At 53.1% G+C, this 22,746-nt stretch carries 24 protein-coding genes; 19 read left to right on the top strand and 5 right to left on the bottom strand.

Going from position 1 to position 22,746, the window contains the following annotated elements; all coding sequences use genetic code 11:
* Window positions 1-98 precede the first annotated feature (98 nt).
* The 13 genes from nrfD (at window position 99) to WJU16_RS11920 (ending at window position 11,577) form a co-directional block, all read left to right on the top strand.
* Window positions 99-1,535, top strand: a complete 1,437-nt coding sequence (nrfD, locus tag WJU16_RS11980) for an NrfD/PsrC family molybdoenzyme membrane anchor subunit (protein ID WP_341838542.1) — start codon at window positions 99-101, stop codon at window positions 1,533-1,535.
* A 41-nt stretch (window positions 1,536-1,576) separates the two neighbouring features.
* Complete coding sequence (locus WJU16_RS11975) at window positions 1,577-2,149, top strand: DUF3341 domain-containing protein (protein WP_341838541.1); 573 nt, start codon at window positions 1,577-1,579, stop codon at window positions 2,147-2,149.
* 101 nt (window positions 2,150-2,250) lie between these two features.
* Window positions 2,251-2,892: a c-type cytochrome gene (locus WJU16_RS11970; protein ID WP_341838540.1), complete on the top strand. Its 642-nt coding sequence runs from the start codon at window positions 2,251-2,253 to the stop codon at window positions 2,890-2,892.
* 46 nt (window positions 2,893-2,938) lie between these two features.
* Window positions 2,939-4,138 carry a quinol:cytochrome C oxidoreductase gene (locus tag WJU16_RS11965; RefSeq protein ID WP_341838539.1) on the top strand — a complete coding sequence of 400 codons (1,200 nt, stop codon included), beginning with the start codon at window positions 2,939-2,941 and terminating at the stop codon, window positions 4,136-4,138.
* Between the two features lie 65 nt (window positions 4,139-4,203).
* The gene (locus tag WJU16_RS11960; protein WP_341838538.1) at window positions 4,204-5,247 is read left to right on the top strand and encodes a cytochrome c oxidase subunit II; all 1,044 of its coding nucleotides are present in this window, start codon (window positions 4,204-4,206) and stop codon (window positions 5,245-5,247) included.
* 97 nt (window positions 5,248-5,344) lie between these two features.
* Window positions 5,345-7,183 (top strand): cbb3-type cytochrome c oxidase subunit I, encoded by a 1,839-nt coding sequence (locus tag WJU16_RS11955; RefSeq protein ID WP_298711164.1) that lies wholly within the window; start codon window positions 5,345-5,347, stop codon window positions 7,181-7,183.
* An 84-nt stretch (window positions 7,184-7,267) separates the two neighbouring features.
* Entirely contained in the window at window positions 7,268-8,149 is an 882-nt protein-coding gene (cyoE, locus tag WJU16_RS11950) for a heme o synthase (protein ID WP_341838537.1), read from the top strand.
* A gap of 4 nt (window positions 8,150-8,153) precedes the next feature.
* Window positions 8,154-8,717: a cytochrome c oxidase subunit 3 gene (locus WJU16_RS11945; protein WP_298711167.1), complete on the top strand. Its 564-nt coding sequence runs from the start codon at window positions 8,154-8,156 to the stop codon at window positions 8,715-8,717.
* A 57-nt stretch (window positions 8,718-8,774) separates the two neighbouring features.
* Window positions 8,775-9,452 carry a cytochrome c oxidase subunit 3 gene (locus tag WJU16_RS11940; protein ID WP_341838536.1) on the top strand — a complete coding sequence of 226 codons (678 nt, stop codon included), beginning with the start codon at window positions 8,775-8,777 and terminating at the stop codon, window positions 9,450-9,452.
* 58 nt (window positions 9,453-9,510) lie between these two features.
* Window positions 9,511-9,903 (top strand): cytochrome C oxidase subunit IV family protein, encoded by a 393-nt coding sequence (locus tag WJU16_RS11935; RefSeq protein ID WP_341838535.1) that lies wholly within the window; start codon window positions 9,511-9,513, stop codon window positions 9,901-9,903.
* Between the two features lie 166 nt (window positions 9,904-10,069).
* Window positions 10,070-10,723, top strand: a complete 654-nt coding sequence (locus tag WJU16_RS11930) for an SCO family protein (protein WP_341838534.1) — start codon at window positions 10,070-10,072, stop codon at window positions 10,721-10,723.
* A 15-nt stretch (window positions 10,724-10,738) separates the two neighbouring features.
* Window positions 10,739-11,311, top strand: a complete 573-nt coding sequence (locus WJU16_RS11925) for a DUF420 domain-containing protein (RefSeq protein WP_341838533.1) — start codon at window positions 10,739-10,741, stop codon at window positions 11,309-11,311.
* A 50-nt stretch (window positions 11,312-11,361) separates the two neighbouring features.
* Window positions 11,362-11,577 (top strand): hypothetical protein, encoded by a 216-nt coding sequence (locus tag WJU16_RS11920; RefSeq protein ID WP_341838532.1) that lies wholly within the window; start codon window positions 11,362-11,364, stop codon window positions 11,575-11,577.
* 13 nt (window positions 11,578-11,590) lie between these two features.
* Here the strand turns inward: WJU16_RS11920 and WJU16_RS11915 are convergent, their stop codons facing one another.
* From WJU16_RS11915 to meaB, 3 genes are all read right to left on the bottom strand, one after another.
* Window positions 11,591-12,202: a MarR family winged helix-turn-helix transcriptional regulator gene (locus WJU16_RS11915; RefSeq protein WP_341838531.1), complete on the bottom strand. Its 612-nt coding sequence runs from the start codon at window positions 12,200-12,202 to the stop codon at window positions 11,591-11,593.
* A gap of 398 nt (window positions 12,203-12,600) precedes the next feature.
* Window positions 12,601-12,927 carry a multidrug efflux SMR transporter gene (locus tag WJU16_RS11910; RefSeq protein WP_341838530.1) on the bottom strand — a complete coding sequence of 109 codons (327 nt, stop codon included), beginning with the start codon at window positions 12,925-12,927 and terminating at the stop codon, window positions 12,601-12,603.
* A 176-nt stretch (window positions 12,928-13,103) separates the two neighbouring features.
* Window positions 13,104-14,003 carry a methylmalonyl Co-A mutase-associated GTPase MeaB gene (gene meaB / locus WJU16_RS11905; protein WP_341838529.1) on the bottom strand — a complete coding sequence of 300 codons (900 nt, stop codon included), beginning with the start codon at window positions 14,001-14,003 and terminating at the stop codon, window positions 13,104-13,106.
* A gap of 117 nt (window positions 14,004-14,120) precedes the next feature.
* Here meaB and WJU16_RS11900 point away from each other — a divergent pair, with 117 nt between their 5' ends.
* From WJU16_RS11900 to WJU16_RS11875, 6 genes are all read left to right on the top strand, one after another.
* On the top strand, window positions 14,121-14,756 hold the full coding sequence (locus WJU16_RS11900; protein WP_341838528.1) for an LON peptidase substrate-binding domain-containing protein: 636 nt from the start codon (window positions 14,121-14,123) through the stop codon (window positions 14,754-14,756).
* Window positions 14,757-14,765: 9 nt separating this feature from the next.
* The gene (locus WJU16_RS11895) at window positions 14,766-15,425 is read left to right on the top strand and encodes a type III pantothenate kinase (protein ID WP_341838527.1); all 660 of its coding nucleotides are present in this window, start codon (window positions 14,766-14,768) and stop codon (window positions 15,423-15,425) included.
* A gap of 215 nt (window positions 15,426-15,640) precedes the next feature.
* Window positions 15,641-16,792: a hypothetical protein gene (locus tag WJU16_RS11890; RefSeq protein ID WP_341838526.1), complete on the top strand. Its 1,152-nt coding sequence runs from the start codon at window positions 15,641-15,643 to the stop codon at window positions 16,790-16,792.
* A gap of 4 nt (window positions 16,793-16,796) precedes the next feature.
* The gene (gene lptC, locus WJU16_RS11885) at window positions 16,797-17,351 is read left to right on the top strand and encodes an LPS export ABC transporter periplasmic protein LptC (RefSeq protein WP_341838525.1); all 555 of its coding nucleotides are present in this window, start codon (window positions 16,797-16,799) and stop codon (window positions 17,349-17,351) included.
* A 195-nt stretch (window positions 17,352-17,546) separates the two neighbouring features.
* The gene (locus WJU16_RS11880) at window positions 17,547-18,536 is read left to right on the top strand and encodes an aldo/keto reductase (protein WP_341838524.1); all 990 of its coding nucleotides are present in this window, start codon (window positions 17,547-17,549) and stop codon (window positions 18,534-18,536) included.
* 249 nt (window positions 18,537-18,785) lie between these two features.
* The gene (locus WJU16_RS11875; RefSeq protein WP_341838523.1) at window positions 18,786-19,124 is read left to right on the top strand and encodes a tRNA-binding protein; all 339 of its coding nucleotides are present in this window, start codon (window positions 18,786-18,788) and stop codon (window positions 19,122-19,124) included.
* 861 nt (window positions 19,125-19,985) lie between these two features.
* Here WJU16_RS11875 and WJU16_RS11870 read toward each other — a convergent pair.
* Window positions 19,986-22,112 carry a S9 family peptidase gene (locus WJU16_RS11870; RefSeq protein WP_341838522.1) on the bottom strand — a complete coding sequence of 709 codons (2,127 nt, stop codon included), beginning with the start codon at window positions 22,110-22,112 and terminating at the stop codon, window positions 19,986-19,988.
* 232 nt (window positions 22,113-22,344) lie between these two features.
* On the bottom strand, window positions 22,345-22,725 hold the full coding sequence (locus tag WJU16_RS11865; protein ID WP_341838521.1) for a hypothetical protein: 381 nt from the start codon (window positions 22,723-22,725) through the stop codon (window positions 22,345-22,347).
* Window positions 22,726-22,746: the final 21 nt, after the last annotated feature.

Raw genomic sequence — 22,746 nt, 5'->3', positions numbered from 1 at the left:
GGAAGGAACAAGAAGAATAGAACTAGTTAAGAATCTGTTTTAAGTTTTGAAACATCATAGCCCCGGAGCAATCCGGGGCGAGCAAAGCTCGAAATACTATGCATTTGAAGTACGAATCCACACTGAGAGAACCTTTAGTAGATGGGGTTAAGGATTATCACCAGGTAACGGAGGACATTATCAGTCCTATTGAAGCGAAGCCTGGTAAACTGTGGTATATAGGCTTATTCATCTCCATTGCCCTGCTGCTGTTCGGTGTATTCTCCGTATTCTGGGAGGTTTACTTCGGTACAGGTGTGTGGAACCTGAACAAAACCATCGGTTGGGGTTGGGACATTACCAACTTCGTATGGTGGGTAGGTATCGGCCACGCCGGTACCCTGATCTCCGCCATTCTTCTCCTGTTCCGCCAGGGTTGGCGTACAGGCGTGAACCGTGCGGCGGAAGCGATGACCATCTTTGCGGTAATGTGCGCGGGACAGTTCCCGATCTGGCACATGGGCCGTGTATGGATGGCTTTCTTTGTACTTCCTTATCCGAACACCCGTGGCCCGCTGTGGGTGAACTTTAACTCGCCCCTGTTGTGGGACGTGTTCGCGATCTCCACTTACTTTACCGTTTCATTGCTGTTCTGGTACTCCGGCCTGCTCCCCGATTTCGCAACGGTGCGAGACCGCGCCAAAACCAAGCTCCGCAAAATGCTGTATGGTGTGGCTTCCTTCGGCTGGACCGGTTCCACCAAGCACTGGCAGCGCCACGAGTCGCTCTCCCTGGTACTCGCCGGTTTGAGCACACCGCTGGTACTTTCGGTACACACCATCGTATCTTTCGACTTTGCTACCTCCGTGATCCCTGGCTGGCACACCACGATCTTCCCGCCCTACTTCGTTGCGGGTGCGATCTTCTCCGGCTTCGCGATGGTACAAACACTGCTGATCATCACCCGTAAAATACTCGGTCTTGAAGATTACATCACCCTGGGCCACATCGAAGCGATGAACAAGGTGATCGTACTGACCGGTTCCATCGTAGGCGTCGCCTACCTGACCGAGCTCTTCATGGCATGGTACTCCGGCGTTCAATACGAATTCGACACCTTCTACAAGTTCCGCGCCGCAGGCCCGCTCGGTTGGTCTTACTGGATCATGATGACCTGCAACGTAATCTCCCCGCAGGTGTTCTGGTTCCGTAAGATGAGAAGGAACATCATGGTAACGTTTATCATGTCCATCATCGTGAACATCGGTATGTGGTTCGAACGTTTCGTGATCATCTGTACTTCGCTGTACCGCGACTACCTGCCTTCGAGCTGGAGCTACTACCGTCCGTCCTGGCCTGAAGTTGGCTTCTACCTGGGTACGTTCGGCCTGTTCTTCACTTGCTACTTCCTGTTTGCGAAATACTTCCCGGTAATTGCGGTTGCGGAGATCAAATCGATCCTGAAAACTTCGGGTAAGAACTTCAAAGACAAGATGGACGTGTACGAGGAGCAGAGTGTTGAGAAATTTGCGCACGATAACACGGCGCACCACTAAGAATTGAATCAAGATTAACGGAATACAGAATAATTATCCATATGGCTGTTAAGAAATTTGTAGTAGGCAGTTTTGATGATGAGGCGGTGTTGTTTCCGGCGGTAAAGAAAGTACGCCAGGCCGGTTACAAAATACATGATGTGTACACCCCGTTCCCGGTGCATGGTCTGGATCATGCGATGGGCCTGAGAGAGACGAGCCTGCACACGGCCGGCTTCATTTATGCCATTACCGGTACGACGACCGCGCTCTCTTTTATGAGCTGGGTATTTACGACCGACTGGCCGATGAACATCGGTGGTAAGCCGCACTTTCCTTTACCGGCATTCATTCCCATCACTTTCGAGTTGACGGTACTGTTTTCGGCGGTAGGGATGGTGATGACATTCATGTACCTGTGCCAGATGGCTCCTTTCGTGAAGAAGCACATCTTCCACCCCCGTCAGACCGATGACCTGTTCGTAATGGCGATCGAGGTGAGCGAGAAGACGAATGCGGAGGAGGTGAAAGGCTTCCTGAGCAGCGTGGGAGCGAAGGAGATCAACGAGCAGACGGCTGAAGCCGGCTGGTGGCTGGGTCGCTTCGACAGGGAAGACAAGGTTTTCGCGAAATAATTATTACCGCGAAAGGAATAGATAGATCAGTTATTGACATTATAAAGGAGGACGGAGCCGGAAGGTATCTGTCGGACAACTGAAAAGACAATAAATATCGGATGAAAAGGACTTCCAACATACTGATTGTAGCAGCCTTAGCAGGGGGCGCCTTCCTGGCATCCTGCGGGAACAAGGGGCCGCACCATAGAAATCCCGGCAAGATTTATGCGCCCGATATGTACGAATCCCGTGCATACGAGTTCTACAGCGCCCGCCTTGCGAGCATGAAGCCGGTGGAAGGTACGGTGAAGCGCGGCGCGATGCTGCCGTATCACCTCAAAGCGGAAGACACTGCGCAGGCGAACCTGGTGGCTAACCCCCTGGTGCTGGACAAAGCCGGTCTGGAAGAAGGGAAGCGCCTGTATGATATTTACTGCGGCGTTTGCCACGGCACCAAGCTGGACGGTAACGGTCCGCTGTACAAAGGCGGCGACGGGCCGTATCCTGCTGCCCCTCCGGCATTCCTGACCGGCAAGGTACTGGGATACACTGAGGGCCGTATGTTCCACGTTGCTACTTTCGGGTTCAACGTGATGGGCAGCTACGCCAGCCAGCTGGACATTGAACAGCGTTGGAAAGTGGTAGGCTATATCAAGAATATGCAGAACGGCGGCAAGGCGCCTGCGGAGGCAGCTCCGGCAGCGGCGCCTGCAGCGGATTCGGCAACAGCGGCGGCACCTGCGGTAGCAGCGGCCCATTAATAAGATTAAATCGCATTTCAACTTCGTATTTTAATATACAACAGTAATGAAGGACCAATTTGTAGTACCAGCAAGATTAAAAACGACCAGCTTCGTGCTTTTGGGCATTGGCTTGCTGACTTTGTTGATCGGAATTTTTGCACTCAACGGCGAACACGGACCCACCCGATTCTGGGCAGGGCTGTTGCAGAACAGCACCTTCTTCCTGATGGTGGCGCTGGCCAGCACCTTTTTCATCTGTGTGACCACCCTGGCGCACGGTGGCTGGCAGATGGCTTTCCGCCGGGTGCCTGAAGCCATCTCCATGACCGTGCCTGTGCTGAGCGTGATCGTGCTGGTAGTACTGGGCTTCCTCATCTTCGGTAACAAAGGGCACATTTACCACTGGCTCCACCCCGAAGGCGACCGTATACTGGAGTTCAAGTCTCCGTTCCTGAACGCAGGCTTCGTATCCACCATGACCGTTATCACCCTCGCCCTCTGGAGCATTCTCACGATCAAACTGCGGAGAATGTCCCTGGCGGAAGATACCATGCTGCTGGACCAGGATGGCCGCAAGGCGCTGATCTGGAAAGGTACGGTATGGTGCGGCCTCTTCGCTGTGGTATACGCACTGAGCATGGGTTCCACCACACCGTGGATCTGGCTCATGAGCATCGACGCACACTGGTTCTCCACCATGTATAGCTGGTACACATTCGCCAGCACCTGGGTTTCCGGCCTGTCGCTCATCGCACTGTTCGTCGTTTACCTGAAAAGCAAAGGCTACCTTGAAATGGTGAACGAAGAGCACCTGCATGACCTCGGCAAATTCATGTTCGCATTCAGCGTATTCTGGACGTACCTCTGGTTCTCCCAGTACATGCTGATCTGGTACGCCAACATGCCCGAAGAAACCGTTTACTTCCAGCCGCGCGTTTGGGGCGAGTTCAGACCCGTGTTCTTCCTGAACCTGGTTATCAACTTCCTCTGCCCGCTGCTGATCCTGATGAAACGTAGTTCCAAACGTAACTATACGCTGGTAGCTTTCATGGGCGGACTGATCATCTTCGGTCACTGGCTCGATTTCTTCCAGATGGTAATGCCGGCAACTGTGAAGCACCTGCACTTCCCCTGGTTTGAACTGGGTATCGGTCTGGGCTTCGTAGGGCTGATCATTTACCTGACGGCACAACAACTGGCAAAAGCGCCGCTGACGCCGAAGAACCATCCGTACCTGAAAGAAAGCATCGTACACCACACCTGATGCGTGGCGTAATGGTAATACAAACAACGTTTAGCATTAGATAACTTAATTATTATTCAATAGCAATGTCAGGATATTTAGCAGTTATAGTAGTTGTTCTCATATTCGTCGTGATCTTCCAGATCGCGAAAGCAAGCGAATATGTGTCCATTCTGAAAGGTGAAAAGAAATCGCGCGAGCAGTCCAACCGTATCAACGGTTTCCTGATGATCGTATTCCTGGTGCTGGGACTGATCGGCGTTTGGTGGTGCCATGATTTGCTGAAGGACCGCATGCTGGGTGATCCCGCGTCGGACCACGGTGTAGGCGTAGACAGCCTGATCAAGGTTACCTTCATCATCACCATGATCGTTTTCGTACTGACCCAGATCGGTCTGTTCGTTTTCGCCTGGAGATACCAGGAGAAGGACGGTCGTAAAGCCTTCTATTTCCCGCACAACAACAAACTGGAAGTAATCTGGACGGTAATCCCGGCCATCGTGCTGACGGTTCTCGTAGCTTTCGGTATCCGCCACTGGCTGCGCATGACTTCCGAAGCTCCCAAAGAGTCTATGGTAGTAGAAGTGACAGGCAAGCAGTTCAACTGGATCGTTCGTTACCCCGGTAAAGACGGGCAGCTGGGCCGCCGCAACTTCAAACTCACCAATGATTCCAACAACCCTGTAGGTCAGGATTGGGCGGACCCCCTGAACCATGACGATATTATCGCGCCGGAGCTCCACGTAGTGGTAGGCAAACCGGTGAAACTGATCATCGGTTCCCGCGACGTAGTGCATGACGTAGGTCTGCCTCACTTCCGCCTGAAAATGGACGCGGTTCCGGGTATCCCGACCACGCTGTGGTTCACGCCGACCATTACTACTGCCGAGTATCGTAAGAAGACCGGTAATCCCGAGTTCGTGTATGAGCTGGCTTGCGACCAGATGTGCGGCAGCGGCCACTATTCCATGAAGGCGAACATCGTCGTGGAAACACAGGCTGAATACGACGCATGGCTGGCCAAACAGGTAACGCAATTTTCCCAGGTTGAACCTGCGAAAGAAGCGGCGCCTGCAGCACCTGCTGTACCTGCTGATTCCACCAAAGCCGTAGCGGCGGTTACGAAGTAAAACATCGTAGAGCAAGAGAAATTAGGAGCGTAAAAAATTAAAGGAAATAGCCGGCAAGCCTGCCCCGTTTACCGGCTGATCATAAACAGAACTTATTATGAGTAACGAAGCAACTTTGCACAGTCAGGATTTTCTCCATCACGGCCACGAAGCGGACCATGGGCATGGTAATGGCCATGACGGTCACGGTCATGACCACCATCATGAAGAGACCTTCATCTCGAAGTACATTTTCAGCATGGACCACAAGATGATCGCGAAGCAATTCCTGATCACGGGCATTATCTGGGCCATCATTGGTGCGTTCTTTTCCGTTTTGTTCCGTCTGCAACTGGGTTATCCGGATGCTACCTTCCCCTGGCTGGAATCCATTCTGGGCCACTGGGCTGAAGGCGGCCGTATCACCGCCGAGGCATATTATGCTTTGGTGACGATGCACGGTACCATCTTGGTGTTCTTCGTATTGACTGCCGGCCTTTCGGGCACCTTCTCCAACCTGCTCATTCCCCTGCAGATTGGCGCCCGCGACATGGCTTCTCCTTTCATGAACATGCTGAGCTACTGGTTCTTCTTTATCTCCAGCATTGTAATGATGTCTTCCCTGTTCGTTCAGACAGGCCCTGCTTCCGGCGGCTGGACTTCCTATCCTCCCCTGAGCGCCCTGGGCGATGCCTCTATCGGTTCTAAAATCGGTATGGACCTCTGGCTGATCAGCATGGCATTGTTCGTAGTGTCCTCCCTGCTAGGGAGCCTCAACTATATCTCCACGATCCTGAACATGCGTACCAAAGGTATGAGCATGACGAAGATGCCCCTTACTGTATGGAGCTTCCTCTTCACCGCTATCCTGGGTGTGCTTTCATTCCCGGTTCTGCTGTCCGGTTTCGTGCTGCTGCTGTTCGACCGTCACGGTGGCACCAGCTTCTACCTGAGCGAGCTGTTTGTTGCAGGCAAGGTGCTGCCTAACGAAGGTGGTTCCGCGATCCTTTACCAGCACTTGTTCTGGTTCCTGGGTCACCCTGAAGTATATATCATCATCCTTCCCGCGATGGGTATGGTATCTGAAGTGCTGGCGGTGAATTCCCGCAAGCCGATCTTCGGTTACCTCGCGATGGTGGGTTCCATGTTCGCGATCACGCTGCTGGCGTTCCTGGTATGGGCGCACCACATGTTCGTGACTGGCCTGAACCCCTTCCTCGGCGCGTTCTTCGTACTGTTGACGCTGCTGATTGCGGTACCCTCGGCCATTAAAGTATTTAACTGGATCACGACGATCTGGCGAGGTAATATCCGCTTCACGCCGGCGTCCCTGTTCTCCATCGGTTTCGTGAGCACATTCATCTCCGGTGGTCTGACAGGTATCTGGTTGGGTAACTCCGCCATCGACATCCACCTGCACGATACTTATTTCGTAATCGCCCACTTCCACATCGTAATGGGGGTATCCGCATTCTTCGGTATGTTCGCAGGTATTTACCACTGGTTCCCGAAAATGTACGGCCGTTATATGAACCAAACCATCGGCTTTATCCACTTCTGGATTACACTGATCGGTGCTTACCTCATCTTCTGGCCGATGCACTACGAAGGTATGGCCGGTATGCCGCGTCGTTACTTCGACTACAGCAACTGGGCGTCTTTCAACCAGTTCGCTGAACTGAACACTTTCATCAGCTTTGTGGTGATCATCGTGTTCGCAACGCAGCTGCTGTTTGTATTCAACTTCTTCTACAGTATCTTCAAGGGCCGCAAGCTGACCACGCCTAACCCGTGGAACGCGACCACCCTGGAGTGGACTACACCGATCAATCCCGGTCACGGCAACTGGCCTGGTGAGATTCCGGAAGTTCACCGCTGGGCTTACGATTACAGCAAAGACGGAAAAGATTTCATTCCGCAGACGGTTCCGGTTTCGCCCGACGAGTCCGGCCACTAAGCTGCCGGCAGGGTATACCCGCCGTAACAGGATGATGGAACAGAAATAGTGTAGTTTAATATGTTGCAAGAAAATTCCATAAAGTTGTCTTTATCATACGCCATTGCAAGCAGGGTGAAAGATTACTTCATGATGATGAAGTTCACGCTCACCTTTATGGTAGTGTTCTCCTGCGTGGTCGCCTATTTGTTGGTGCCTGGTGTGGAATTTGGCCTGATTAAAGTTCTTTTATTATTTGCCGGCGGCATCCTGGTATCCGGATCCGCCAATATCATCAACCAGATCCTGGAGCGGGAGACGGACAAACTGATGGCGCGCACGGCTGTAAGGCCGCTGCCCGGCGGCAGGGTGTCTGTTCCGGAAGCCTGGGTGCTTTGCGCGCTGACCGGCGTGGGAGGCATCGCTATCATGGGCTTCGCTTTCAACTGGCTGTCGGCGGGGTTAAGCCTCTTGTCGCTGGTGCTGTACGGATTCGTATACACCCCTTGGAAGAAGTGGAACTCGCTGGCTGTACTGGTGGGCGCGGTGCCGGGGGCTTTCCCGGTGCTGATCGGTTGGGCTGCCGGAGAAAATGCGTTGTCCATCGGTGGTTGGTCGCTTTTCGCGATCCAGTTCCTCTGGCAGTTCCCGCACTTCTGGGCGATCGCCTGGGTGGCGCATAAGGATTACACGCGTGCAGGGTTCCGCCTGATGCCTACTGAGGCAGGGCCGGGAAAAATGATTGCCCTGCAGGCCGCGATGTACACCCTGTTGCTGATCCCTGCCGGCGTAGCGCCTTACCTGCTGGGACTCACGGGTTATATTTCCGCGATCGCGGCCATCATTATCGGCGCCTGGTACCTTTCCAAAGCGGTGCAGCTGTACCGTAAGGAAGACGTAGCCTCGGCCCGGAAACTGATGTTCGGTTCGTATATTTACCTGGCAGTGATATTGCTGGCACTGTTGTTCGATAAAGTAAAACTGTGAGGAGATGATTACAATGAACGCACCTAAAAATAAGATACACCCGCATAAGTACTCTATGTGGATCGCGATGGCGAGCATCACCATGATGTTCATCGGGTTCACGAGCGCCTATGTGGTGAAACGCTCGCAGGCCAACTGGCTCAGCTTCGACCTGCCGGCTATCTTTTATGTGTCAACCGTACTGATCCTGCTAAGCAGCGGCACCATTTACCTGGCCGGCCGCCAGTTCAAGGCGCGCAACATGGGCGCTTACAAGCAGCTGATCACTCTGACAGCCTTGCTGGGCATCGCCTTCACGGTATGCCAGTTCATCGGCTTCGCGGATATGAAGAACCACGGCCTCGCGCTCGACAGCACGGTGTCGGCCTCCTTCATCTACGCGATCGTAGGCGCACACGTCCTGCACGTCCTCGGCGGCGTTGCGGTGCTCCTGGTAATGTTCTTCCGGGCATTCCGCACCCGCGTACGCACGTACAGCTCCGTGCCCATCGAAGTAGCATCCACCTATTGGCATTTCGTGGACGGGCTCTGGATTTACCTGCTGATATTTTTCAGCCTGGCCCGATAATAGAAGAAGAATAGAAAAAGATACTGTTTAGAACCAATAAAATTCACAAATCGTACAATGGATAACGCAGTAACAGCGAACAAAAAATGGTGGAGCGGAGGGTCTTCTCCCTTCAACGTGAGCTATGGCAAACTGATGATGTGGTACTTCCTCATTTCCGATGCCTTCACATTCGGCGCATTGCTGATCGCTTACGGCACGCAACGTTTCATGGCCGAAGCATGGCCTGATCCCAACGTCGTATTCCACTCCTTCCCGTTCATGGGCCATGCAGACCTCCCGCTGGTATTCGTGAGCTTGATGACATTCATCCTGATCATGTCTTCCGTTACCATGGTACTGGCTGTGAATGCTGGTAAATACATGGACAAACAGTCCGTTGTGAAATGGCTGTCCTGGACCATCTTAGGCGGTATCATGTTCTTAGGCTGCCAGGCCTGGGAATGGATGCACCTGCACGAAGTAGGCGCCTGGTGGGGACAAAATCCCTTCCCGAACGCTGACGGAACGGCTGCCATCTCCACGAACTTCACCGACTTCTTCTTCACCATCACCGGCTTCCACGGCCTCCACGTAACCTCCGGCGTGATCCTGAACATTATCGTTCTCGTAAACGTCCTGAAAGGTACCTACCAGCGCCGCGGCCACTATGAAATGGTGGAAAAAGTGGGCCTCTACTGGCACTTTGTAGACCTGGTGTGGGTATTCGTATTCACCTGCTTCTATCTCCTCTAATCCGGGACAAGATTTTTGACTGAACGCATTTTTATAAAGAGAAAAGATTTTTAAGATCATGGCGCATACTCATAACGCATCCGACAGGCAGGCATCCATCAAGAGCATCTGGAGAACATTCTGGATCCTCCTGATCGTTACCATGGTGGAAGTAGGGCTCGCATTCCTGCACCTGTATACCGGCTTCCCCGGCAAACTGTTGCTGAACTCCGTATTCATCGGCCTGACCATCGTAAAGGCTTTCTATATCGTTGCTGAATTCATGCACCTTGGCCATGAAATCAAAAACCTTATCTGGACGATCCTGATGCCGCTGCTGCTGTTCATCTGGTTCATCATCGCCTTCCTCGCGGATGGCGACAGCTGGAAGCACATGCGCAGGAATTCTCCCAGCGCGCCGCTGCCTGCTGAAAAAGTAGCACCCGCGCACGGTGGTGGCAACCATCACTAACCACTGGTCGTAACTCGATACTCGAAAATGTAAAAGTGATGCCGTCATACAGCAACGCTTTTACATTTTCGCTTTTATATCACGTCTAAAATTTACGGTTATCAACAGGAAAGCAATACTCGGCGTAGCACTGGCCATCCTCGTACCCCTCACGGGTTACCTGATCGTGGACCATTACGGCAAAAATGTCGTGGAAGTGCCGCCGTTTCTCATCGCGGAAAGAGTGGACACCATTGTGAAGGACGGAAAAACCACCTACGATACCATCTACCACCAGGTACAGGATTTCACCCTCACCAACCAGCTCGGCGAACAGGTCAGCCTCCGCCAGCTCGACGGCAAGATCCTCGTCGTGAATTTCTTCTTTACGAGCTGTCCCACCATATGCCCCACCCTCATCAAAAACCTGAAGCGGGTGCAGGACTCTTACATCAACGCCAAGAACGACACCCTCATTCAGATACTCTCCCTCTCGGTAGATCCTGTGCGCGACTCCGTGCCCGTGCTCAAGCATTATGCCGACACGCGGAACATCGACCCCCGCAACTGGTGGCTCCTTACCGGTGAGAAGAAAACCATCTACGACCTGGCCCGGTACGAATTCTTCGTCAACGCCCTGGAAGGAGACGGCGGCCCGGATGATTTCATCCACACCGAGAAATTTGTAGTGATCGACAAAAACCGATTTATCCGCGGTTACTATAACGGCATGGATACCAGCGACGTTCGCCGCATGGTGAACGATATCGCCATCCTGCATATCGCCAAAGACAAAAAGAAGCCCGGCCTGCTCAAGCGCCTGTTTTCTTCCGCCCACTAACAAATACCCGTGCACATGAATCTGAAGCAAAAGAACCTGAACGTATTCATCACCATCGTATCCATCGCTATCCCCGTAGTGGTGGCGGTGCTGTTCGTTATCCCGAAGCCCAATGTGGACGCGGGTTTCGACGTGAAGGTGATGCCTTTCTTCCACGCTTGCCTCAACTCCGCCACGGCGGTGCTCCTGCTGGCGAGCCTTTATTTTATCAAGAACGGGCGCCGAAACGCGCATAAATGGGCGAACCTCAGCGCCGTGGGGCTTTCGGTGCTGTTCCTCCTGTCGTATGTAACCTACCACTTCCTCACCGATTCCACCAAATTCGGGGATATAGATCACAATGGCGTGGTAGACGCCGCGGAGATCGCGGCTGTAGGCAGCATCCGGTACATGTATTTCTTTTTGCTGCTCACGCATATCCTTCTGGCCATCGTGATCGTACCGCTGGTATTATTCACCCTGCTGCGGGGCTTCCAGTCCGACTGGCCGAAGCACCGCCGCATTGCGCGGATCACCTGGCCGATCTGGTTCTACGTAGCCGTCACCGGCGTGATCGTGTATATCATGATTTCACCTTACTACGCCTGAGCCTGATATAAATCAGGTGCGGGCGCATGAAAAATTCCTAATTTCGGATTGTGAAAAAGATATTCTTCCTGTTGATGACCGCAGCGCTCCTGCTGCCCGGAAGCCAGATGATGGCGCAATGCTCCCTTTGCACCAAAACTGCGCAGCAGCTGGGCGAAGGTCCGGCCAAAGGCCTTAATAATGGTATCCTGATGCTGGCCGCCGCGCCGCTGGCGCTGGGCCTGTTTTTGGGCTTCCGCTGGTGGAGAAGCCAGCGGGCGCAATAAGCGCGCGCTCCAATCAAATGGCTGGTTTCCTGAATTCGGGGCACTCTACCCGCAATTCCGCCGCTTTGAGAATGGCGTTCACGAGGTGACAATAATGTAATTTCCCTTTCTTTTCATAAAATCTGCAGTTGTAGCACATCCGCTGCGGCGTGATGATCAGGTTCTTGTTCAGATCCTGGATAAGGCCCAGCAATTGCTCCAGCATGCCCGCCTGCTTTTCCGCAGGCATGTCCTGCACGGATTCCTGCATCGGCTCTGCAAAACGCTCCACCCGCCGGGCAACCGTTTTTCCCTCGCGGGTCAGGTGCAGGGTATGGCTGCGGCTGTCTTCTTTGTCATCTTTCCTTCTTACAAATCCCTTGGATTCAATCGTCTTGATCGCATCGCTGATCGTCGCTTTCGTCATGTTGAAATGCGCGGCAAGATGCGTAACTGTTTTTAGTTTTTCCGGATAATGAAGGAGGTAAGTCAGGATCTGCACCTGAATGGGGCTGATCCCGTATTGTTTCGCTTCCTGCCAAAGCAACACGCGGAAAGCTTCTGAAAGTCTTTCCAGTGCGGCCACCACTTTACTGGCGGTATTGGTAGCCTGATGCTCCGGGTTGAAGGTGGATTCCTTTCGCATGGTATTGATTGTATCGCAGTAGTTTTACCTTTTACTAAATTGTTTCATCTGGCGGGTTTTCACGGGGGGCGTAATGTACGAAAGATTTATACCTCAGCTATCACACTTTCATGGTGATTCACAAGTATTTTGAGGTTAATTTTGATATGCCCTGGACGCTTTGCCTGTCAGTCAACTTGCATCTCTATATTTTGATATATCTATTCGGTTGAAATGAAACTTCTGTAATTGGCTGCTACATGTTCTGCGCCGGAGCCCTGCAGCTGATCACTCCTTTTTCCCGGCCACCGGTGTTGCTGGTGTGGGATGATGCCTGCTAATTTACAACGTATCCGCAACCTTTCCATCAGAAAACGCTCCCTGGCTGAAATAAAAAAAGAGGCCCCGAGGCCTCTTTGCTAATGCGCTTCAGAAACGAATTTCAGCCCGATGATGGACCCGATCAGCATGACCAGGAACAACAGCCGCATGGCCGTTGCCGGCTCTTTGAAAATAAGCATGCCCGCGATGGCGGTACCTGCCGCGCCGATGCCCGTCCATACCGCGTATGCGGTGCCTATCGGCAACCCGTTGTTGATCGCTTTGTTGAGCAAAAAGAAGCTCAGTGAAATGCAAACTGCGAACGATACCGAAGGCCAGAGCTTCGTGAAATTCTCGGAATACTTCAGCGAAATGGTAAAGCCGATCTCGAAAAGACCGCCCAGCACCAGGAATAACCAAGCCATAACAATGCTTTGATTTAGATGATGAGAAAAATATTACAGAAATGTGGATGTGAAAAGGAGCGTGCGCAGCATCATCCGCCGTAATTGAACACGGCGTAAGTGAAGAAAAGACGGAATACTCTGGTACGGGTAAACATGTCTGCGCTTACGTTGTTTGGCGCAAAGATAACCTTTTTTCAGCTATAGCGGTGAATGATCCGGTAGAGGTTGAACCCGGGATCGTCCATATGGCGGCGGATCTCCGCCAGCAGGCCCTGCCGGTCTACCTGCCGCATCTTTTTGTACTGGATAAGTTGCCAGGCCTTTTCGGCCAACAGCAAGGATTTGCGCCCGCGGTTCTCGTGGATGTGATCGCGGTGGTTATCCAGCGCCGCTATCAGCTCTTCGATCCCGTCGCCCCGGAAAGCCACGGTTTTGATCACGGGCGTTTCCCATCCTTCCGTCCGCCGCGAATGCGCCAGCAGGCGCAGGTTGCGCACAAACTCATCGGCCTTCGGGCGATCCGATTTGTTGACGGCGAAGATCGCGGCGATTTCCATAAGCCCGGCTTTCATGGTCTGGATTTCATCGCCTGCTTCCGGCACCACCACCACCACGGTCGTATCCGCGATGCCGGCGATCTCCACTTCACTCTGGCCCACACCCACCGTTTCGATGAACAGGTAATCGTATCCCGCGGCCTTGATGAGATCGGCCGTTTCAAGGATCTTGGGGCACAGCCCGCCCAATGCCCCGCGGCTCGCCATGGAACGGATGAAGACGTTGGGATCGGAGAAGTGCGACGACATGCGGATGCGGTCGCCCAGCAGCGCGCCGAAATTAAAGGGCGACGAAGGGTCTACCGCGATAACGGCTACACGTTGCTGCCTTTGGAGCAGTGCGGTGATGAGGGCGTTGACCAGCGTGCTTTTTCCCGCGCCGGGCGGGCCGGTAATACCCACCACGCGGGTGCCTGCGCGCGCCGGAAGCGATTCCAGCAACTGCTCATATCCGGGAGCCTCGTTCTCCACCAGGGAAATGCTCCGGGCCAGGGCTCTGGCGTCTCCCGAAAGGAGCCGGTCAAGTAATGCAGACATGCAACAAATGTATAGATGATTTTTCACTTCCGGAAAACAGCCATCGCCCGGCAACGCACCATCTTTTTTCACCGGAAAATCGTAACTTAAAACAGGTGAAAGAACTGAAACCTTACTATGACGAACTTTATTCCGATATTTCCCCTTGGCATCGTTGTTTACCCGGGCGAGATGCTCAACCTGCATATATTCGAACCGCGGTACAAGCAAATGGTCGATGAATGCATCCGCGAAGGCAAGCCTTTCGGTATCCCCGCTGTGATCAAAAAGAAAGTCAATGAATACGGCACGCTCGTGGAAATCGCACAGGTCGAGAAAACATACGACAACGGAGAGATCGATGTGCGGACGCGCGGGCTTAAAGTGTTCCGCATCCTCGAAGTTATCCGCGATGTGCCGGATAAGCTCTATGCCGGCGCCATCGTCAATTACCCCGACAATCACGACCGCACCAGCGACAAATTGCGCGAACAGGTGCTTATGGCGGTGCGTGAGCTGCATCATATTTTACAGGTCTCCAAGCAATTCCCCGTGGAGGACGATCGCCTGCGCGCCTACGATATTGCGCATCATGCGGGGCTGTCGCTGGAGGAAGAATATGAAATGCTCCGTCTTTTCCAGGAATTGCAGCGCCTGGAGTACCTCAAACGCCACCTGAGCAAGGTGATTGCCCTCATGACCGAGATGGAGCGGTTGAAGGACCGTGTGAAACTGAACGGTCACTTCCGGAATTTATCCGTGGATAATTTTTAACTTGGCGCCATGATCGGCCCGATTTTATGTTTCGACCTGGGCAATACCCGGTTGAAGTGCGGCATTATGCAAGACGGAGCGCTGTTGGAAGAGCGGTTTTTCAGCGAGGCGGCGTTATTGGCGGAAGTGGACACGTTGCTGGCGGAATATCGCCCGCAAGCCGCCGTGCTTTCTTCGGTAATTGAGCACCCGCCGGCGCTGGAGGCGTTGCTTTCCCGGGAAACGGAATTCATCCGTTTGCGGTACGATACGCCGTTGCCGGTGAAGATCGTGTACGAAAAACCTGAAACCCTGGGCGTCGACAGGATCGCGCTGGCCGCTGGGGCGGCGGATATGTTCCCCGGTTCCCACAGTCTCATTATCGGCGCGGGATCGGCCATTACCTACAATTTCGTGAACAAGAAAGGTGAATTTATGGGAGGCGGCATCAGCCCGGGTATCGAAATGCGGTTCCGGGCCCTGCACGCTTTTACCGATAAATTACCGCTCGTGCCACAGGAAGCACATTATAGTTTTGTGGGATATAATACGCGGCAAAGTATCCTCAGCGGTGTGCTGGAAGGCGCGCTGGCGGAGGTTGACGGCATGATCGGTTCCTATGCCGCGAGGTACCGGAACTTTAACGTGCTTTTAACAGGGGGGATTTGGTTTTTTTGCTTCCCGCCTTAAAAATAAGATATTTGCAAGCCCGTATTTAATGTATAAAGGTTTAAATTCAATCGCTGCACTCAATGTATTGGACAAAAGCTAGCTTTTTTTGCCTGGCAGGCGCTGCTTTGCTATCTGCAAATCGCGCATCTGCTCAGGATAACTCACCGTACTCCCGCTTCGGCTTAGGCGAAGTTTCCCGTTCGGAAAACGCCGTAAACCTTGGAATGGGAGGCGTGGCTCAGGCATATGGCGATGCCCAGTCCATCAACTTCGTCAATCCCGCCAGCTATTCCCGGCTTCAGTTAGTGACTTTCGATGTAGGCGTCCATGGCGGCTCCCGCAAGCTCACTTCCCGGGATGCCAGTTCCAGCGCCGGGTTCGGAACCCTGAGCTACCTCCAGCTGGGCATGCCGCTCAGCCCCAAGTGGGGACTCAACATCGGTATCCGCCCCCTCACCCGCGTGAATTACAACATCGCCGTTCCCGAGGAAAGAACTTTCTTCGATACCCTCAAGGTAAACACCGTTAACCAGTTCGAAGGTTCCGGCGGTATTTACCAGGCTTATGTAGGCTCCGGTATCGGATTCGGCGGATTCAGCGTGGGCGTTAACGTCGGGTACATCTTCGGCAACGTGACCAATACCACCCGCATCGTATTCCCCACGGCCGAACCGCTGGATGCCATCACCCCCTCCAGCGACATGAAGCGCACCAGCTACGGTTCCTTCTTCTACACCGTGGGCCTCCAGCAGATCGTGAAACTCGGCAACGACCTGAACCTCCAGTTCGGCGTTACCGGCAGCATGGAGCAAAAACTCTCCGCAAAACGCGAACGCCTGCAATCCACCCTCAACTACGACGCATCCTCCGACGAATTCTATACCCGCGACACCGTGAAGTACACCTCCGGCGACCGCGGCGATCTCATCTACCCCCAATCCCTGGGCGGTGGCATCATGATCACCAAAACGGATAAATTCGCCTTCGGCGCCGATTATAATACCTCCAAATGGAGCAAATTCCGCAACTTCGGCGCGGTAGACTCCACGCAGGACTCCTGGCGCATGAGCGTGGGCGGACAATTCGTCCCCAACGCGCAAGCCTTCTCCGGCTACTGGAACAAAGTCACCTATCGCCTCGGCGGTTATTTCGGTAAGGATTATATCAAACTCGACGGCCGCGAAATGAATACCCTCGGATTCTCCGTGGGCGCCGGCTTCCCCGTAAGAAGGATCATGCCCGCCATGAACCAGTTTACGATGATCAATGCCGCCTTCGAAGTAGGCTCCCGCGGAAACGTGGAGCAACTCCGCGAAACTTATTACCGCCTCACGCTGGGCTTCACCCTCAGCGACCGCTGGTTCCTCAAGGCCAAATACGACTAACCGCTTGAAACGAATCCTCGCATACGGCACCCTCGCATGCCTGGCCCTGGCCGGGTGTGAAAACGATATGAACGCCGTTGCCGCTTTCGATACCAAGAAACTGGGCGTGGAACAGGCCTTCGATGTGGAAACCATCGTCAGCCAGTCGGCCACCGTGAAGGGCGTGCTCACTTCTCCCTATATGGAAAGACATGTGACGCACCCCCCGCATACCGACTTCCCGAAAACCCTGCAGGTGATCTTCTACGACAGCGCCGCGCGCAAGGAAAGTATCCTTACCGCCAACTTCGGCCGCCTCGACGAAGGCAATAACGATATCTACCTCCGGGATTCCGTCGTATTTATCAGCCTCACTACCGCCCAGCGCCTCGACTGCAAAGACCTCCGCTGGGATTCCAAGTCGGCCCAGTTCATCACTGACCGTTTCTGCCGCCTCGCCACGCCCACGGATACACTCTACGGCCAGGGCTTCAGGGCTAACCAGGACTTCAGCCGGACCGAGTTCGTTCATGTTTACGGCACTTTCGCACCGCCGGACAGCACTTTCTCCCTCGAATAACAGATATTTCAGAAGTTACCATAGCAAAAGAACCCGGTCATGTGACCGGGTTCTTTTGCTTTAACCTAATTGTTTGTACGATCTGGAAAGATCTAACGCTATTTTTTAACCTAAAATTTCCTGCGCCTATAGTTCCAACAACCATGCCAAAGTGTTATTTTACTCCCGTCACGAAAAACCGAAAAATCATAGCTCATGGAATACAGAAGATTAGGCAAATCCGGCCTGCAGATCAGCACCCTGTCGTATGGGAGCTGGGTTACTTTCCATTCCCAGATCGACGACTCCCTGGGCGACCGCCTCATGGGGCTGGCCTACGATAACGGCATCAATTTCTTCGACAACGCGGAAATCTACGCCCTTGGCGAATCGGAGAAAATGATGGGGCGCGTGCTGAAAAACAAGAAATGGGACCGGACTTCCTATATTGTTTCCAGCAAAGCCTACTTCGGCTGGCGCGGAACGGAAAATAAACCCAACCAGACGGGCCTGAGCCGCAAGCACCTGGTAGAAGCCTGCCATGAGGCCCTTCAGCGGATGCAGCTCGACTACCTGGATCTTTATTATTGCCACCGCCCCGACCGGAATGTGCCGATCGAGGAAGTGGTGTGGACGATGACCCACCTCATCCAGCAGGGAAAAATCCTGTATTGGGGCACATCGGAGTGGACGGCCGCCGAAATTATGGAAGCGCATATGGTGGCCCGGCAATACAACCTGATCGGGCCGGTGGTGGAGCAACCGGAGTACAACCTGTTCCGCCGGGAGAAAATCGAGCTGGAATACCTGCCGGTGTTTAACAGCGTTGGGCTGGGTACCACGATTTTCAGTCCGCTGGCGTCGGGGATACTCACCGGGAAATATAACAATGGTGTGCCTGAAGGCTCCCGTCTCAGCCTGGAGGGTTATGAATGGCTCCGCAACCGTAACCTGCTGGATGCCAACATCGCCAAGGTAAAACAGCTGGAAAAGGTGGCGAAAGACCTGGGTACCACGCTGGCGGTGCTGGCCGTGGCCTGGACGATCCGCAACCCGAATGTATCCAGCACGATCCTGGGGGCTACGAAAGAAGCGCAGTTGACGGAAACGCTCAAAGCGCTGGAGGTATATCCGCAGCTTACCCCGGAAATCATGAAAGAAATCGATACCATTATGGGCAACGCACCGACGGCGATCAGGCATTAATGGGTGATCCGAACTACGTTAAATTCGTGTTAATAGACTTTATTTCTATGCGTTCACGAGGCAAAATCTTGCGTTTACGAAATGCCAGATCCTATAATGGAAGACACAAGTATATTTGTATTGGTTTTTCATAGGATATGGTTAAAAATATTGTGGGCGGTATTCTTACCGCCCAATTTTTTTCCTCTCGCCCAAAGCAATTATCTTCCGCTTTTAGTCTCTAACCCATCTTTCCCAAATCCATACAATATGGGCACAATTACCTGGCATGACTTTGAAAAGGTGCAGATGCATGTAGGCACCATCCTTTCCGCGACCGTTTTCGAGAAGGCGCGCAATCCCGCTTACCAGCTGGAAATCGACTTTGGCCCGGAGATCGGTATCCGGAAATCATCCGCGCAAATCACGCAATTATACACAACTGCTGAACTTCCCGGCAAACAAGTAGTAGCCGTCGTGAATTTTCCTGTCAAACAAATCGCTAATTTCTTCTCAGAATGCCTTGTACTGGGCGTTGTCGGGGACGGAAAGGATATTGTATTACTGCAACCCGACCGCCCTGTGAAAAACGGCCATAGGATTGCATAGTAATAAAAATATTAATATGATAAAAAACTTAATGTAATAAGAAAAAGACGGTTTTCCGCGCTTCACGAACTAAAACCATGCGTTCACGGAAATGCACTTGCGAAGGAAAATTCCCGCCTTATCTTTGACTTAGGTTTTTCATAGGATATGGTTAAAATTATTACAAGGGCGGTATTCTTACCGCCTTTTTTCTTTTATCAGCCTGCCTTTCACGGGAATTTTCCCGTTACAACATCATATATAATTTTTCACTACTGATTATTGCGCCGGTTCCGGCATTGCATTTTCCCGCTCACTGCTTCCATCGTTCAGGGGAGTTTTCTATACGTTTACTGGAAAAAATATAGCGTTCGCTAGTTTGCAGATGCGAGATGTTTCTAAATTATGGAAATTTGTAACAGGTTTTTCAATAAAGATATGGTTAAAATTTTTCGGGGCTGTATTCTTGCAGCCCTGTTTTTTTGCCCCAAACTGAAGAAACCGCTCTCACCCCACACAGTTTTCCCTGCTTTATTTCCAACAATATTTCCATTTCATCTTCCTGTAACCGGCAAGTCATGCCCGTTGGGCCGTAGGCTTACCTGTAGCCTGCCGTAATGCTAATGCCCATTTACTGTAAAGATATCCTACCCATGTCTTACCGATGTCCTACCCATATCCCACCCATAACTTACCCCATATAAGGAGGTAAGACATAGGTAAGACATGGGTGGGATGTGGGTGGGACATCCCTGCTGCATACACGCGGCTACCCGCCTTCGAACCTTGCAATGCCCCCGCATTTTACTGCCGTACCCATAAAAAAGGCCGTCTCATTGTGGTGAGACGGCCTTTTTTTGCCTGGCGGTACGGTTCCGCCAATTAGTTTGTGCCTTTGAAAAGCGCCGGCAGCGGCTTTTGCAACAGGTTTTGATAGTAGAAGCGATAATTCTCGTTGCGGGAATGGGTGGATTTCGGTCCGCCCCAGCCATGGCGCTCGCCAGGATACACCATAAACTCAAAATGCTTCCCGAGATCTTCCAGTTTATCCACCAGCTGGATGGAATTCTGCATATGCACGTTGTCGTCCATCGTGCCGTGCACGATCCGGAGGAGGCCCTTCAGCTTGTTGGCGTGCGTCATCACGGAAGTTATCTTGTAGCCTTCGGCATTGTCTTTCGGAAGGTCCATGTACCGTTCAGTGTAATGGCTGTCATACAGCGCCCAGTCGGTAACGCTGAAATTCGCGATGCCGTGGGTGAACACATCCGCGCCATAGGTCAGCGCCATGGCCGACATATACCCGCCGAAGCTGCCGCCGGTGATGCCCATCCGGGAAGCGTCCACGCCGGGTTGGGTAGCCAGCCAGCGGGCGGCGTCCATGTAATCCTCGATTTCATATTTGCCGAGCTGGCGATGGATATAGTTCATGCCCGCCTTGCCCAGGTGCCCCGCCGCGCGGTTGTCTATCACCACCTGGATGAGCCCTTCCTGCGCGAACCATTGCGCCGGCATGTTGGGTCTCCAGGTGTCATAGATCGTTCCGGCATCCGGACCGCCATAAATGGAAATCAGCACCGGGTATTTTTTCCCGGCTTCCATATCGAAGGGCCAGATGATCGTGATCGGCAGCACCAAACCGTCGCGGGTAGTGTAGGTTTTCATTTCGGTGGGGGCCAGGCGGTAGCTGTCGTAAGCCGTTCCGCGGGCATTGCCCAGCTCGCGGGCCACTTTCCCTTTGTCTGACACCAGGGCCATGCGCGGGGGCGTGTTGATGTTGCTGTAGGTGGTGATGAACCAATCGCCTTCAGGCGCGAGGATCACGTTATGGCTGAATTCACCGAAGGTGAGGCGCTGCGGCGCGCCGCCTTTCAGATCGGCTTTATAAAGGTCGTAACGGGTTGTCGCTTCCTTGCGGGCCGTGAAATAGATCGCGCCTTTCTTTTCGTTGATCTGCAGCAGTTCTTTTACGCGCCAGTTGCCGGAAGTCAGCTGCCTGTTGAGGCTGCCGTCCATGTTGTGATGATACAGATGGTCCCAGCCGGAACGGTCGCTTTTTACGATAAATCCTTTGTTGTTGGACAGGAAGTAGATATCGGTGAACCAGTCGATCCAGGTTTTCTGTTCTTCCTGGTACACCACCTTCTTGGCCCCGGTTTGGGTGTCGATGGCGTAGAGGAAGAGCTGGTTCTGGTCGCGGGGCATCCATTGGGCCCAGAGGGCGCTGCCGTCGGGCGTCCAGAAGGGTTGGCCGAAATACTGGTCGTCTTTTTCATTGAAATCGGCCCAGGTGATGTTTCCGCCGGTTACGGGCACGATGGCCAGGCGTACTTCCGGATTGGGGTCACCGGCTTTCGGATAGCGGGTGTTTTCCAGGTAACCGTGCTGGCCTTTTTCGCTGTAGATGGGGAACACGGGAACACGGGTATCGTCGAACCGCATGAAAGCGATCTTGCGGCTGTCGGGGCTCCACCAGAATGCGCGGTAGCGCGAGGGGCGGCCCAGGATTTCTTCGAAATACACCCAGGAAGCCCAGCCGTTGTAAATAACGTCCGAGCCGTCTGTCGTATACTGGATTTCTTTCTGCGTGGCCACTTCGATGGCGAACAGGTTATTGTTGCGCGTGAAAGCGACATATTTTTCGTCGGGCGAAAGCGTGGGGTTCTTTTCCTCGGCCTCCGTGGCGGTCAGGCGGATGGGCGCGCTGCCGTCGGGGCGCTGGAGATAGATGTCATTATCCTTGACGCTCACCGAATTACCGGTTGCCGGAGGAGGCGTATAGGGCGTAGCGTTGCCGGATTTTACATCTACCTGCACCTGTTTGCCGCTCCGCATTTCGATGTAATGTGTTTTGTCGGCCCAGGCTCTTACGCCAGGCAGCGGTTCAGTGATGGAAACGGGTTTGGTAAAGATCTGGTCGAAGGTGAGTGTTTTCTTCTCCTGGGCGAAAGTTGGCAAAGCGGCCAGAATACAGAGGCCGGTGGTCCATGCCGGAATGGACTTATGCATATTTCTCATAATTTTTGACAGGTTGAAAGCCGGATTTCCGGTCCGGAGCGAAAATAAAGATCAATTATCAATTATGACAATCAATTATACCGGCGGTTTACAGAAAACTACCGGATATACTGCCGGAGCGCTCGTCCGTGAAATGGAATAGCTGTACGGCAGGTGTGTCGCGTAACTTACCGCATGGTTTTTCATAGGATATGGTCCGTCAGGCAACGGGCCGGTAGTGTGTCTACAGCTGGCCCAGTTGCCTGATATGATTCCTGATGTTGCCGATGATGATGGCGGCGGCCATGAAGCCCACGTCCTTGAGGATATTGATGGGAGCGGAGAAGTCGCCCCGGATGAGCCCCGGCGCATGGATGACCACGATGAAAACGAAGAGCATGAGTGCCAGGAGGTAGCAGGCGGGCTTTGCCCATTTGTTGAGGATGATGGCGAGACCGGCCAGGAACATGGCCGCGCCGGTGAAATAGACCCAGAATACGCCCCCGGGGATCCCGGCTACCACGGGCCTGAGCGCGTCGGCGTTCACCAGGTGGGCAATACCGAAAAACATCCATACGAGCGAAAATAGAACGACGGCAGCGAATGTTGGTATGTGAATACGCATGAGCAAAAGGGTTTACATGTT

This window comes from Chitinophaga pollutisoli (genome assembly GCF_038396755.1).
Classification (GTDB): domain Bacteria; phylum Bacteroidota; class Bacteroidia; order Chitinophagales; family Chitinophagaceae; genus Chitinophaga; species Chitinophaga pollutisoli.
Note: the sequence above shows the minus strand (reverse complement) of the source record. Positions and strands in the feature narration are given on the sequence as shown.

Bases quoted from the DNA above. Each gene is read 5' to 3' on its own strand.
- WJU16_RS11970 (WP_341838540.1), top strand. From the start codon at position 2,251: ATGAAAAGGACTTCCAACATACTGATTGTAGCAGCCTTAGCAGGGGGC.
- WJU16_RS11910 (WP_341838530.1), bottom strand. From the start codon at position 12,927: ATGGCTTGGTTATTCCTGGTGCTGGGCGGTCTTTTCGAGATCGGCTTT.
- WJU16_RS11865 (WP_341838521.1), bottom strand. From the start codon at position 22,725: ATGCGTATTCACATACCAACATTCGCTGCCGTCGTTCTATTTTCGCTC.
- WJU16_RS11955 (WP_298711164.1), top strand. From the start codon at position 5,345: ATGAGTAACGAAGCAACTTTGCACAGTCAGGATTTTCTCCATCACGGC.
- WJU16_RS11900 (WP_341838528.1), top strand. From the start codon at position 14,121: ATGACGAACTTTATTCCGATATTTCCCCTTGGCATCGTTGTTTACCCG.
- WJU16_RS11975 (WP_341838541.1), top strand. From the start codon at position 1,577: ATGGCTGTTAAGAAATTTGTAGTAGGCAGTTTTGATGATGAGGCGGTG.
- WJU16_RS11895 (WP_341838527.1), top strand. From the start codon at position 14,766: ATGATCGGCCCGATTTTATGTTTCGACCTGGGCAATACCCGGTTGAAG.
- WJU16_RS11960 (WP_341838538.1), top strand. From the start codon at position 4,204: ATGTCAGGATATTTAGCAGTTATAGTAGTTGTTCTCATATTCGTCGTG.
- WJU16_RS11940 (WP_341838536.1), top strand. From the start codon at position 8,775: ATGGATAACGCAGTAACAGCGAACAAAAAATGGTGGAGCGGAGGGTCT.
- WJU16_RS11875 (WP_341838523.1), top strand. From the start codon at position 18,786: ATGGGCACAATTACCTGGCATGACTTTGAAAAGGTGCAGATGCATGTA.
- nrfD (WP_341838542.1), top strand. From the start codon at position 99: ATGCATTTGAAGTACGAATCCACACTGAGAGAACCTTTAGTAGATGGG.
- WJU16_RS11935 (WP_341838535.1), top strand. From the start codon at position 9,511: ATGGCGCATACTCATAACGCATCCGACAGGCAGGCATCCATCAAGAGC.
- meaB (WP_341838529.1), bottom strand. From the start codon at position 14,003: ATGTCTGCATTACTTGACCGGCTCCTTTCGGGAGACGCCAGAGCCCTG.
- WJU16_RS11945 (WP_298711167.1), top strand. From the start codon at position 8,154: ATGATTACAATGAACGCACCTAAAAATAAGATACACCCGCATAAGTAC.
- WJU16_RS11880 (WP_341838524.1), top strand. From the start codon at position 17,547: ATGGAATACAGAAGATTAGGCAAATCCGGCCTGCAGATCAGCACCCTG.
- WJU16_RS11915 (WP_341838531.1), bottom strand. From the start codon at position 12,202: ATGCGAAAGGAATCCACCTTCAACCCGGAGCATCAGGCTACCAATACC.
- WJU16_RS11870 (WP_341838522.1), bottom strand. From the start codon at position 22,112: ATGCATAAGTCCATTCCGGCATGGACCACCGGCCTCTGTATTCTGGCC.
- WJU16_RS11965 (WP_341838539.1), top strand. From the start codon at position 2,939: ATGAAGGACCAATTTGTAGTACCAGCAAGATTAAAAACGACCAGCTTC.
- WJU16_RS11925 (WP_341838533.1), top strand. From the start codon at position 10,739: ATGAATCTGAAGCAAAAGAACCTGAACGTATTCATCACCATCGTATCC.